The 12391-nt window shown below is 60.2% G+C and carries 14 protein-coding genes; 9 read left to right on the top strand and 5 right to left on the bottom strand.

Features of this window, described 5'->3' with window-relative positions; all coding sequences use genetic code 11:
• The first annotated feature begins 4 nt into the window (after positions 1-4).
• The 8 genes from C5F70_RS17695 to C5F70_RS17730 all read left to right on the top strand — a co-directional run bounded on the left by C5F70_RS17695 (position 5) and on the right by C5F70_RS17730 (position 7670).
• Positions 5-487 carry an LEA type 2 family protein gene (locus tag C5F70_RS17695; RefSeq protein ID WP_046384449.1) on the top strand — a complete coding sequence of 161 codons (483 nt, stop codon included), beginning with the start codon at positions 5-7 and terminating at the stop codon, positions 485-487.
• Positions 484-684, top strand: a complete 201-nt coding sequence (locus tag C5F70_RS17700) for an SEC-C metal-binding domain-containing protein (protein WP_003189235.1) — start codon at positions 484-486, stop codon at positions 682-684. The genes C5F70_RS17695 and C5F70_RS17700 overlap by 4 nt, the downstream gene beginning before the upstream one ends.
• Positions 685-786: 102 nt before the next feature.
• Positions 787-3228 carry a penicillin acylase family protein gene (locus C5F70_RS17705; RefSeq protein ID WP_104903806.1) on the top strand — a complete coding sequence of 814 codons (2442 nt, stop codon included), beginning with the start codon at positions 787-789 and terminating at the stop codon, positions 3226-3228.
• 263 nt (positions 3229-3491) lie between these two features.
• The gene (locus tag C5F70_RS17710) at positions 3492-4271 is read left to right on the top strand and encodes a transporter substrate-binding domain-containing protein (protein WP_046384451.1); all 780 of its coding nucleotides are present in this window, start codon (positions 3492-3494) and stop codon (positions 4269-4271) included.
• A 57-nt stretch (positions 4272-4328) separates the two neighbouring features.
• A complete protein-coding gene (locus C5F70_RS17715) occupies positions 4329-5057 on the top strand; it encodes an ABC transporter permease (RefSeq protein ID WP_017844773.1) in 729 nt (242 codons plus the stop codon).
• The gene (locus C5F70_RS17720) at positions 5054-5764 is read left to right on the top strand and encodes an ABC transporter permease (RefSeq protein ID WP_017844772.1); all 711 of its coding nucleotides are present in this window, start codon (positions 5054-5056) and stop codon (positions 5762-5764) included. Before C5F70_RS17715 ends, C5F70_RS17720 begins: the two co-directional genes overlap by 4 nt.
• Positions 5765-5773: 9 nt before the next feature.
• Positions 5774-6892 (top strand): succinylglutamate desuccinylase/aspartoacylase family protein, encoded by a 1119-nt coding sequence (locus C5F70_RS17725; RefSeq protein WP_104903807.1) that lies wholly within the window; start codon positions 5774-5776, stop codon positions 6890-6892.
• A gap of 13 nt (positions 6893-6905) precedes the next feature.
• The gene (locus C5F70_RS17730) at positions 6906-7670 is read left to right on the top strand and encodes an ABC transporter ATP-binding protein (RefSeq protein WP_017844770.1); all 765 of its coding nucleotides are present in this window, start codon (positions 6906-6908) and stop codon (positions 7668-7670) included.
• Positions 7671-7902: 232 nt separating this feature from the next.
• On the opposite strand, the gene C5F70_RS17735 is transcribed toward C5F70_RS17730, so the two are convergent.
• Positions 7903-8109 carry a hypothetical protein gene (locus tag C5F70_RS17735; protein WP_017844769.1) on the bottom strand — a complete coding sequence of 69 codons (207 nt, stop codon included), beginning with the start codon at positions 8107-8109 and terminating at the stop codon, positions 7903-7905.
• 107 nt (positions 8110-8216) lie between these two features.
• Complete coding sequence (gene dcd, locus C5F70_RS17740) at positions 8217-8783, bottom strand: dCTP deaminase (RefSeq protein ID WP_017844768.1); 567 nt, start codon at positions 8781-8783, stop codon at positions 8217-8219.
• 399 nt (positions 8784-9182) lie between these two features.
• On the opposite strand from dcd, the gene C5F70_RS17745 reads away from it, so the two are divergent.
• Positions 9183-9392 (top strand): cold-shock protein, encoded by a 210-nt coding sequence (locus C5F70_RS17745; RefSeq protein ID WP_002554837.1) that lies wholly within the window; start codon positions 9183-9185, stop codon positions 9390-9392.
• A 201-nt stretch (positions 9393-9593) separates the two neighbouring features.
• Here C5F70_RS17745 and rpoS read toward each other — a convergent pair whose 3' ends face one another.
• The 3 genes from rpoS to C5F70_RS17760 all read right to left on the bottom strand — a co-directional run bounded on the left by rpoS (position 9594) and on the right by C5F70_RS17760 (position 12385).
• Complete coding sequence (gene rpoS / locus C5F70_RS17750) at positions 9594-10598, bottom strand: RNA polymerase sigma factor RpoS (protein WP_017844767.1); 1005 nt, start codon at positions 10596-10598, stop codon at positions 9594-9596.
• Between the two features lie 105 nt (positions 10599-10703).
• Positions 10704-11540 (bottom strand): peptidoglycan DD-metalloendopeptidase family protein, encoded by an 837-nt coding sequence (locus C5F70_RS17755; RefSeq protein ID WP_026139769.1) that lies wholly within the window; start codon positions 11538-11540, stop codon positions 10704-10706.
• Positions 11541-11749: 209 nt separating this feature from the next.
• A complete protein-coding gene (locus tag C5F70_RS17760) occupies positions 11750-12385 on the bottom strand; it encodes a protein-L-isoaspartate(D-aspartate) O-methyltransferase (RefSeq protein WP_169850588.1) in 636 nt (211 codons plus the stop codon).
• Positions 12386-12391 lie beyond the last annotated feature (6 nt).

Below are 12391 nucleotides of genomic sequence, written 5' to 3' on the forward strand. Positions count from 1 at the left end.
CGCCATGCTCCGCACTTACAGCTTGTTGCTGGCGTTGACCCTTGGCTTGAGCGGCTGCGCCTCATGGTTCGAGGACGACGCCCCACCGCCCCACGTTGCCCTGGTGAAGGTCGAAGTGGTGCGGGCCAAGTTGCTCGAACAGAAGTTCAAGCTGTATTTCCGCGTGGATAACCGCGACGACGCCGACCTCACGGTGCGCGGCCTGATCTACAAGGTCACCCTGGGTCGCTTGCTGCTGACCGAAGGCGAATCCAACGAATGGCTCACCGTGCCGCCGCGTGGCCACGCCTTTTTCAAGATCTCGGTACGCACCAACCTCTGGCCGCAGATCCGTGACGTCGTGCAGATGCTGAAAAACCCCGACCGGCCCGTGCCTTATCGGCTGGAAGGCGAGCTGAAAACCGGATTATTCATCGGTAATGACGTGCGCGTGGACCACAATGGCGAGATAATCCCCGGCGATTTTATTCCGGAGCGACATCGATGACTCAGCAACCCCATGTCCATGGTCCTGACTGCAACCACGATCACGATCACCATGATCACGACCACGGCCATGTCCACGGCCCGAACTGCGGCCACGCTCACCAGGAGCCGGTGCGCAACGCCCTGAAAGACGTTGGCCGCAACGATCCATGCCCGTGCGGCAGCGAGAAGAAATTCAAGAAGTGCCACGGCGCTTGAAACCTGGCTACTGAAAATAAGCTTTAGCTCCTGCTTGCGTCGTTTCACCGCGCTCACTAACGTAGCGCCTTTACTGACGCTACCCCCCGCAGGAGCTTTGCCATGGCCTCGCCAGCCCTTTCACATTTTCTTCCCCGGTTCGGCGTTGCCGCGGCAGTGGCCAGTGCATTAAGCCTGGCCGGTTGCCAGCTCCAGAGCACCCAGGACACCCTGCCACCCGTTACCGGCGTCCAGCCGATCAAGGGCCTCGCGCAGAATGTTTCGATACGCCGCAATGCCCAGGGCATGCCGCTGATTGAAAGCAATACCTTCCACGACGCACTGTTCAGCCTCGGCTATGTGCATGCCAGCGACCGCATCACGCAGATGCTCACGTTGCGCCTGCTGGCCCAGGGCCGTCTGGCGGAAATGTCCGGCCCCGAGGTGCTGGATGTCGACCGTTTCATGCGTGCGGTCAACCTGAAAAAAAGCGCCGGCGAGCTCTACAACGCCTCGTCGCCGCGCCTCAAGCGCTTCTTTGAAGTGTATGCCCGCGGCGTCAACGCCTACCTGTTCCGCTACCGCGACAAGCTGCCGCCGGACCTGGCCCAGACCGGCTACAAACCCGAGTACTGGAAGCCGGAAGATTCGGCGCTGTTGTTCTGCCTGCTGAATTTCAGCGAGTCGGCCAACCTGCAGGAAGAATTGTCGTCGCTGGTGCTCGCGCAAAAGGTCGGTGTCGACAAACTCGCCTGGCTCACCCCAAGCGCGCCGGACGAGCCGATCCCCCTGGCCGAAGCCGACAAGCTCAAGGGCGTGAACCTGAGCCAGATCACCGGCCTGGCCGGGCTGGACACGGTCAGCCAGCAACTGAGCAGCCTCAACTCACTGGCGGTGACCACTTCGAGCAACTGGGCCATCGGCCCGCAACGCAGCCGCAGCGGCAAGAGCCTGCTGGCCAACGACCTCGCGGCCCAGCCGCAAGCCCCGTCGCCATGGAACTACGTGCAGATCCGCGCACCGAAATACCAGGCCGTCGGCGCCTCGATCGCCGGCCTGCCGACCCTGTTGTCCGGCTTCAACGGCAAAGTGGCGTGGAGCATGAGCACGGTCAAGGGCGACACCCAGGACCTGTTCCTGGAAAAGGTCAAACGCCAGGGCAGCGCGCTGTACTACGAGAACAACGGTAAATGGCTACCGGCTGCTGTGCGCAACGAGACCTTTTTCATCAAAGGCCAACGCTCGATTCGGGAGGTGGTGTACGAAACCCGCCACGGCGCCCTGCTCAACAGCAGCCAGGCGCTGACCAGCGGGCTGGGCCTGGCCCTGCAAACGGCGGACTTCAAGGACGACAAGAGCCTTGATGCGTTCTTCGACCTGTCCCGCGCGCAAAACGCCGCCAAGGCCTCGGATGCGACCCGGGAAATCCGCGCCATCGCCTTGAACATGGTGTTCGCCGACGCCAGCAACATCGGCTGGCAGGTTACCGGGCGCTTCCCCAACCGCCGCGAAGGCGAAGGCCTGCTGCCCTCGCCGGGCTGGGATGCGCGCTTCGACTGGGACGGTTACGCCGACGCGATGCTGCACCCTTATGACCAGGACCCGGCCCAAGGCTGGATCGGCACCGCCAACCAACGTACCGCGCCGCGCGGTTATGGCATGCAACTGTCCAACTCCTGGGACGCTCCGGAGCGCAGCGAGCGCCTGGCGCAATTGGCCAATGCCGGCAAGCATGACAGCCGCAGCATGATCGCCATGCAATACGACCAGACCACCACGTTCGCCGCCAAGCTCAAGAACATGTTCCAGGCGCCGGGCATGGCACAGCCGCTGAAACAGGCGATCGCTGCGCTGCCCGCGGCCGAACAGGCCAAGGCCCGTGAAGCGCTGAATCGTCTGATGGCGTTTGACGGCCGCCTGGCGCCGACGTCCGCCGACGCAGCGATGTATGAGCTGTTCCTGCAGGAAAGCAGCAAACAGATCTTCCTCGACGAACTCGGCCCGCAAAACAGCGCCAGCTGGAAAGCCTTCGTCAGCAACGCGAGCCTGTCCTACGCCGCCCAGGCCGACCACCTGCTGGGCCGTGAAGACAGCCCGTTCTGGGACGATGTCCGCACTGCGCAGAAAGAAGACAAGCCGACGATCCTCGCCCGCAGCCTGGCCGCTGCGATCACTGCCGGCGACAGCCAACTGGGTACCGATCACAAGGCCTGGCAGTGGGGCAAACTGCACAGCACCACCTGGAAGAACCGCAATGGCCAGGTGATCCGCGGCCCGCTGGCCAGCGGCGGCGACCACAACACCCTGAACCCGGCGCCGTACAACTGGGGAGAGAGTTTCGACACCACCCAAGTGCCGGCACTGCGCATGATTGTCGACTTCGGCCAGGCAGAACCGATGACGGGCCAGGGCGGTATCGGCCAGTCCGGCAACCCGGTCAGCCCGAACTATGCCAATGGCATCGATCCGTCGCTCAAGGCGCAATACCTGAGCTTCCCGATGCAGCCGCAGAACTTTGACAAGGTGTATGGGAAAGCCAGGCTGACCCTCACGCCCGGCAAATAACCGTACCAACAGGTGGGAGCAGGCTTGCCTGCTCCCAATTTTTTTAATCTGCGCTCGATCCAAAATAGTGCAGCCTATTTTTCATGCCCATTTTCGGGCACCTCCTATACTCATAGCTCCCTCTTCCCACCTTTTAAAACGATCATTCGGAGCTGCATTCGGAACTATGGTGCAGAAATTGCTACTTGTGATCCGTCTGACACCGTTCAGTAACAGTCCTAAACGCGCCACAAGCGCTTATCTTGGTTTCCAGGGATTACATAATGAAAAAAGCATTGCTGACCCTTTCTGCACTGGCTCTGTGCATGGCCGCTGGTTCCGCCTTGGCCAAGGAATACAAGGAATTGCGTTTTGGTGTCGATCCGTCCTACGCACCGTTCGAGTCCAAAGCCGCTGACGGCAGCCTGGTGGGCTTCGACATCGACCTGGGCAATGCGATCTGCGCTGAGCTGAAGGTCAAGTGCAAGTGGGTCGAAAGCGACTTCGACGGCATGATTCCAGGCCTCAAAGCCAACAAATTCGACGGTGTGATTTCGTCCATGACCGTCACCGAAGCCCGCATGAAGGCCATCGACTTCTCCAACGAGCTGTTCTCCGGCCCGACTTCGCTGGTATTCAAGAAGGGCGCCGGCTACTCCACGCCTGAGTCGCTCAAGGGCAAAACCGTGGGCTACGAGCAAGGCACCATCCAGGAAGCCTACGCCAAGGCCGTGCTGGACAAGGCCGGCGTGACGACCAAGGCTTATGCCAACCAGGACCAGGTCTACGCTGACCTGACCTCCGGCCGTCTCGACGCGTCCGTGCAGGACATGCTGCAAGCCGAACTGGGCTTCCTGAAGTCGCCGGCCGGTGCCGGTTACGAAGTCAGCGCGGCCATCGACGACCCATTGCTGCCGTCGAAAACCGCGGTCGGTATCAAAAAAGGTAACACTGAGCTGAAGGCCCTTTTGGATAAAGGTATCAAAGCGTTACACGATGATGGCACCTACGCCAGCATCCAGAAGAAACACTTTGGCGATCTGAACCTGTACAGCGGCAAATAATGCCTGGGGCGCCCCTTCCCGCGAGGGGCGCTGTTTTATCGCCATAGGTCCTGATTTATGTTCGAAGAACTGTTGCAAACCCTCGGACTGAGCGCGTTCAGTTTGAAGGGTTTCGGCCCGCTGTTGCTGCAAGGCACCTGGATGACCATCAAGTTGTCGGTGCTGTCCCTGGCCGTCAGCGTGTTGCTGGGCCTGCTCGGCGCCAGCGCCAAACTGTCCAGCCTGCCGTTCCTGCGCATTCCCGCCCAGCTCTACACCACGCTGATTCGTGGCGTGCCCGACCTGGTGCTGATGCTGCTGATTTTCTACAGCCTGCAAACCTGGCTGACCGGTCTTACCGACTTCATGGAATGGGAATACATCGAAATCGACCCATTCAGCGCCGGGGTGATCACCCTGGGCTTTATTTACGGTGCGTACTTCACCGAAACCTTTCGCGGCGCGATCCTCGCGGTGCCCCGTGGCCAACTGGAAGCCGCCACGGCTTACGGCCTCAAGCGCGGGCAGCGGTTTCGCTACGTGACCTTCCCGCAAATGATGCGCTTTGCCCTGCCGGGCATCGGCAACAACTGGATGGTGATGCTCAAGGCCACCGCACTGGTGTCGATCATCGGCCTCGCGGATCTGGTCAAGGCCGCGCAGGATGCCGGCAAGAGCACCTATCAACTGTTTTACTTCCTGGTGGTCGCCGCACTGATCTACCTGCTGATCACCAGTGCGTCCAACTTTGTCCTGCGCCGTCTTGAACGTCGCTATTCGGCAGGCTCGCGGGAGGCCGTGCGATGATCGAACTCTTGCAGGAATACTGGCGCCCATTCCTTTACAGCGACGGCCAGCACATCACCGGCCTGGCCATGACCATGTGGTTACTCAGCGCCTCGCTGGTGATCGGCTTCCTGGTGTCGATTCCGCTGTCCATCGCCCGGGTGTCGCGCAATCCCTTGGTGCGCTGGCCGGTGCAGTTCTACACCTACCTGTTTCGCGGCACGCCGCTCTATATCCAATTGCTGATCTGTTACACCGGCATCTACAGCATCGCCGCCGTGCGCGCCCAACCGGTGCTGGATGCGTTCTTTCGCGATGCGATGAACTGCACGGTCCTGGCGTTTGCCCTCAACACCTGCGCCTACACCACGGAGATTTTCGCCGGGGCGATCCGCAGCATGGCTCACGGCGAAGTCGAAGCGGCCAAAGCCTACGGCCTCAGCGGCTGGAAGCTGTACGCCTATGTCATCATGCCGTCGGCCCTGCGCCGTTCATTGCCGTACTACAGCAACGAAGTGATTTTGATGCTGCACTCGACGACAGTGGCGTTTACCGCGACGATCCCGGACATTCTCAAAGTGGCCCGGGACGCCAACTCGGCCACGTTCCTCACCTTTCAATCGTTCGGCATCGCTGCGCTGATCTACCTGACCGTGACCTTTGCCCTGGTCGGTCTGTTTCGTCTGGCGGAGCGCCGCTGGCTGGCCTTCCTCGGGCCGAGCCACTAAGGAGCCTTCATGCGTCATCAGGTTCATGAACTGATCGCGCCCGTGCCTGGCACGGCACGGCAGATTCACAGTTTCCACTTCGGCCCGGAGCTGGCCGAATGCAAGGTCTACATCCAGTCGTCACTGCATGCCGATGAATTGCCGGGCATGCTGGTGGCCTGGCACCTCAAGGCGCGCCTGGCGCAACTGGCCGCCGCCGGGCGCTTGCGCAGCGAGATCGTGCTGGTGCCGATCGCAAACCCGGCGGGCCTCGAACAAGTGTTGATGGACATCCCGCTGGGCCGCTATGAGCTGGAAAGCGGGCAGAACTTCAATCGCCTGTTTGTCGACCTCAGTGAAGAGGTGAGCGATCGGGTCAAGGATTTGCTCGGGGATGATCCCCAGCGCAACGTCGAATTGATCCGCACGGCACTCTCCACCGCGCTGGCCGCACAAACCGCCGCGACGCAGTTGCAGTCCCAGCGCCTGGTGCTGCAACGCCTGGCCTGCGATGCCGACATGGTGCTCGACCTGCATTGCGATTTCGAAGCCGTGGCGCACCTGTACACCACGCCCGAGGCCTGGCCGCAGGTGGAGCCGTTGGCGCGCTATATCGGCTCGGAGGCCAACTTGCTGGCCACCGATTCCGGCGGGCAATCTTTCGATGAGTGCTTCAGCCTGGTGTGGTGGCAATTGCAGCAACGCTTCGGCGAGCGCTTCCCGATCCCCATGGGCAGCTTTTCGGTGACCGTCGAGCTGCGCGGCCAGGGTGACGTCAACCACGGCCTGGCCGGCCTCGACTGCCAGGCGATCATCGACTACCTGATTCACTTCGGCGCGATTGCCGGCGACGTGGCACCGCTGCCCGCCCTGCCCTACCCGGCCACCCCGCTGGCGGGTGTCGAACCGGTGGCGACGCCGGTCGGCGGCTTGCTGGTGTTCAGCGCCTTGCCCGGCGAGTACCTCGAAGCCGGGCAACTGATCGCCGAAATCATCGACCCCATTACTGACCGCGTAACGCCTGTGCATTGTCAAAACGCCGGCCTGCTTTACGCCCGTTCGCTACGGCGCATGGCCACTGCGGGGATGGTCATCGGCCATGTCGCAGGTTCAGAGGCCTACCGCAGCGGCTACCTACTTTCGCCTTGAGGATGCACGCCCCATGTACAAACTGACCGTTGAAGGCCTGCATAAAAGCTATGGCGACAATGAAGTGCTCAAAGGCGTCTCGCTCAAGGCCAAGACCGGTGACGTGATCAGCCTGATCGGCGCCAGCGGCTCGGGCAAGAGCACCTTCCTGCGCTGCATCAACTTTCTGGAAACCCCCAACGACGGCGCGATGACCCTCGATGACAAGCCGATCCGCATGGTCAGCGACCGCCACGGCATGCGCGTGGCCGACGATGACGAGCTGCAGCGCCTGCGCACACGCCTGGCGATGGTGTTCCAGCACTTCAACCTGTGGAGCCACATGAGCGTGCTGGAAAACATCACCATGGCCCCGCGCCGGGTGCTGGGCTGCAGTAAGAAAGACGCCGAAGACCGTGCCCGTCGCTACCTGGACAAAGTCGGACTGCCGGCCCGCGTGGCCGATCAATACCCGGCATTTCTCTCCGGCGGCCAGCAGCAACGCGTGGCCATCGCCCGCGCCCTGGCGATGGAACCGGAAGTGATGCTGTTCGACGAACCCACCTCGGCCCTCGACCCGGAGCTGGTGGGCGAAGTGCTGAAGGTGATCCAGGGCCTGGCCGAGGAAGGCCGCACCATGATCATGGTGACCCACGAGATGAGCTTTGCGCGCAAGGTGTCGAGCCAGGTGCTGTTCCTGCACAAGGGCCTGGTGGAAGAGCAAGGCACGCCGGAGGATGTGCTGGGCAACCCGAAGAGTGAGCGCCTGCAACAGTTCCTGAGTGGCAATCTGAAGTAAGCCTTCGCTGATCTTCCCGCACGCCCCTGCGCCGCCTAAGCGCTCTGAGAGCCCGCCCAGCCGGCCCATGCGCTTGAGCGCGGCAATCCACGATAAGCGCGCAGGCGGCCCGCTGCCCGCGTTTTGGGGCTTTGCTGGGGATACTGAGTGCAACACGGCAGATATTTGTGATCGGCCGCCAGGAGAGATGGCCAGCCCGCGGAAGGACTGACCACATTCCAATCTGCAGGCATCAGGCCATCGGCGCGGGTGGCGGCTCGTCCGGAAGGGTCGGTTCGCCAGGTTCGTCGGGTTCGGTAGGGTACGGGGAATCGGGCTCAGGTTGACCGGGGATACCACCCGCATAAGCAGGGTCGGCCATCAGGGACCAGGCCAGAACACCAATCTGGTTGGGTTCAAGCCGGGCGAGTTCGGCGCTGATTCGCGGGTCGAGTTTCATAAGGTACTCCTCAAGCGTGGCTCGGCGCGCATTGCACGCACCGAAGCAGTACACCCAATAGAGTCACTTTCCGCAGACTAATTCCCTTTACGCGTAGGAGCTTTCGATCAAGCGCGTGGCAAGGTGACGCCGCGCTGGCCCTGGTACTTGCCAGCACGGTCCTTGTAGGACACTTCACAGGCCTCATCGGACTGCAGGAACAGCATCTGCGCCACGCCTTCGTTGGCGTAGATCTTCGCTGGCAGGGTGGTGGTGTTGGAGAATTCCAGGGTGACGTGACCTTCCCACTCAGGCTCAAGTGGCGTCACGTTGACGATGATGCCGCAGCGCGCGTAAGTGCTTTTACCCAGGCAGATGGTCAGCACGTCGCGGGGAATACGGAAGAACTCCACGGTGCGCGCCAGGGCGAAGGAGTTGGGCGGGATGATGCACACGTCGCTCTTGACGTCGACGAAGCTCTTTTCGTCGAAGTTCTTCGGATCGACGATCGCCGAGTTGATATTGGTGAACACCTTGAACTCATCGGCACAACGCACGTCGTAGCCGTAGCTGGAAACACCATACGAAATCACGCGATCGGCGTCGTCACCACGGATCTGGCGCTCAACGAACGGTTCGATCATGCCGTGCTCTTGCGCCATGCGGCGAATCCACTTGTCCGATTTGATGCTCATGGCGGGTGTCCTGATAGCGAGGTGGAAAAATTCTGTTGGGCATCTTACCGGGGCAGGCGTTGGGGTTCAAAGGGCGTGGGGCTTTTGTTGACGAATGTGTTGATCAATGCCCGCCTTGTACAAGCCGCGCCCATTGGGGCCGGGACCCGAATCGGCGTGCGCGACGGACGTAAATACCACCGCCAGTCACGAAATTAGAGAAACCTTCGGAAATACCATTGGCACGTTCCGGAAAAAGGGTTAAGGTGGCGCCACTGTGCTGCTTGTGTCACTGAGAATCTCTACACGATATGTTGAATTTCGATCCAACCATCTCCAAGAATTTTTCCTGCTCTTTGCACTCAGTCTCGGCCAGGGCTTTTCCTGAGTCGCAGTTAACTTTGTCCAAGGAGATACACCATGTCTAATCGCCAAACTGGTACCGTTAAGTGGTTCAACGATGAAAAAGGCTTCGGCTTCATCACTCCACAATCCGGTGACGACCTGTTCGTTCACTTCAAAGCTATCCAATCCGACGGCTTCAAAAGCCTGAAAGAAGGCCAACAGGTTTCTTTCATCGCTACCCGCGGTCAGAAAGGCATGCAAGCTGAAGAAGTTCAAGTTATCTAACTTGTACTGATTCAGTCGAAAGAACCCCGCCCTTAAAAGCGGGGTTTTTTTATGCCTTGGATTTGGGCATGCATGAATAGAATGCCATGCACAAAAAATGCGGGAGGGGGCTTGCCCCGATGGCGGTGGGTCAGTCAATACATCCAGTGACTGATCCACTGCCATCGGGAGCAAGCTCCCTCCCACATTCAGACTGCGTCGTTACTGAAACAACGACTCGCTCGACAAGCCGTTCTTCTCCAGGATCTCACGCAAGCGCTTGAGCCCTTCTACCTGGATCTGCCGCACCCGCTCACGGGTCAAGCCGATCTCCAGGCCTACATCCTCCAGGGTGCTGCTCTCATGACCGCGCAGGCCGAAGCGGCGAATCACCACCTCGCGCTGCTTGTCCGTAAGCTCCGACAACCACTGGTCAATGCTTTGGGAAAGATCATCGTCCTGCAACAGCTCGCAAGGGTCTGTCGGGCGATCATCCGTCAGGGTGTCCAGCAGGGTTTTGTCCGAATCCGGGCCCAGCGAGACGTCGACCGAAGACACGCGCTCGTTAAGACCGAGCATGCGCTTGACCTCGCCCACCGGTTTTTCCAGCAGGTTGGCGATTTCTTCAGGAGAGGGTTCATGATCGAGTTTTTGTGTCAGCTCACGCGCCGCCCGCAGGTAGACGTTGAGCTCCTTGACCACATGGATCGGCAACCGGATCGTGCGGGTTTGATTCATGATCGCCCGTTCGATGGTCTGACGAATCCACCAGGTGGCATAAGTCGAGAAGCGGAAGCCGCGTTCGGGGTCGAACTTCTCCACCGCCCGGATCAAGCCCAGGTTGCCCTCCTCGATCAGGTCCAACAGTGACAGCCCGCGATTGACGTAGCGTCGGGCGATTTTCACCACCAGGCGCAGGTTGCTTTCAATCATGCGCTTGCGCCCAGCCGGATCGCCCTTTTGCGACAAGCGCGCAAAATGGACTTCTTCTTCGGGAGTCAGCAGAGGGGAAAAGCCGATTTCATTGAGGTACAGCTGGGTCGCATCGAGCGCCCGCGTGTAGTCAATGTACTTATGTTGCTTTAACGCAGTGGAGTTCTTGGATTTGGTGCGAACTGAAGGTACAGCCATTCCCTCATTCGACATCGATTCCATAGCGATGCCGGTCTCCGTAAGGAGAACCTCATCGTCGATGTCAAACTCCGGCGCTTCTTTACTGAGAGCCATTGTTATAGTCCTTTGGTGAGTTCGACCTCAAGCTCAAGCGACGCCTTTATCCTTGGCAACGCTAGAGCCTGTTCCTTCTACGTGAGGGAACAGGCTGGCAACACATCAACGACGGGGTAGGAATTGCAGAGGATCTACAGGTTTCCCTTGGCGGCGAATCTCAAAGTGCAGTTTCACCCGGTCTGTACCAGTTGACCCCATTTCGGCAATTGTCTGTCCGACTTTGACCTGCTGCCCCTCCCGAACCAACAGCCTACGGTTGTGGCCGTAAGCACTGACGTAGGTATCGCTGTGTTTGATGATGACCAGCTCGCCGTAGCCCCGCAAACCACTCCCGGCGTACACCACTGTCCCATCAGATGCAGCTAAAACAGGCTGTCCCAAATCCCCGGCGATATCAATGCCTTTATTCAAACTACCGTTTGAAGAGAATTTTCCAATCAATACGCCGTTCGACGGCCATCCCCAGCCGGTCGGCGCAGGCCCCGCAGGCGGCAGCGGCGCGGCTGCCGGCTTGCTCGCAACCGCAGGCGCGGCGCTGCCTGCAGGCCGCGTGATGATCGTGGTTTTGCTCGAGGACGAGGGCGAAGATGTGGTGTTTGTCACCACTGATGTCGGTGTTGAACCGGTGCGCCCATCGAAGCGAATCGTCTGACCCGGATGTATCGTGTAGGGCACCGGAATATTGTTGCGCGCGGCGAGCGCCTTGTAGTCCCAGCCATAGCGGAAGGCAATCGAAAACAGCGTATCGCCCTTGCGCACCACATACTGCCCCGTGGTCACGGTCGGCTTCTGCGGCGCGGCATTCGTGCGATCAACCACCCTCGCGCCCCCGGAAGGCGTGCTCGAACAAGCCGCCAATAAGGAACTCAAGACAAGGCCAAGCACCAGTCGCTGAAAGCTTGTTTTACTCATACGCTGCGCAAGACCTGTGAGACTCACCCGCCGCTCCCTTTGTGGTGGCTGAACATGAATGCCTGTATCAGGCTTGAAATATGTCGTAAGTATAACTGGGCATTGGCTTTTTACTGGCACACGACTGAAACGAAAGATTCATCGCGTTTAAAACCAACGACCGATCATGTTGACTCTATAGACCCCGCCGTAAGACACATCACTGCCAACAGAATTCACTGCTCGCGAATAAATGATCAGGCCAGCGGGCCATTGAGCAACGGCACGAAACGCACGGCGCCGAGCACATGCCGGGAAAAACCTTCGTCTTCACGGATAATGAGCATCAATTGTTGCACTTCGCCGGAACCCACCGGGATCACCAGCCGACCGCCGGGGGCCAGTTGATCGAGCAACGCCTGCGGTACATCGGTGGCGACCGCGGTGACGATGATGCCGTTATACGGCGCCAGCGCCGGCCAGCCTTCCCAGCCATCGCCCCAGCGGAACACCACGTTGCGCAGGTTCAGTTCCACCAGGCGTTCCTTGGCGCGATCCTGCAGCACCTTGATGCGCTCCACCGAGAACACGCGCTCTACCAACTGCGACAGCACGGCAGTCTGGTAGCCGGAACCGGTGCCGATCTCCAGCACCTTGTCCAACGGGCCCGCCGCCAGCAGCAGCTCGCTCATGCGCGCAACCATATACGGCTGGGAAATGGTCTGGTTATGCCCAATCGGCAACGCCGTGTCTTCGTAGGCGCGATGGGCCAGGGCCTCATCGACAAACAGGTGCCGAGGCGTGCGCCGGATCACTTCCAGTACCTGGGCGTTGGACAGGCCCTCTTCGTACAGGCGCTGGATCAGACGCTCGCGGGTGCGCTGGGAGGTCATCCCGAT

It is taken from the genome of Pseudomonas sp. LH1G9, from assembly GCF_002949975.1.
In the GTDB taxonomy this organism is placed as follows: domain Bacteria; phylum Pseudomonadota; class Gammaproteobacteria; order Pseudomonadales; family Pseudomonadaceae; genus Aquipseudomonas; species Aquipseudomonas veronii.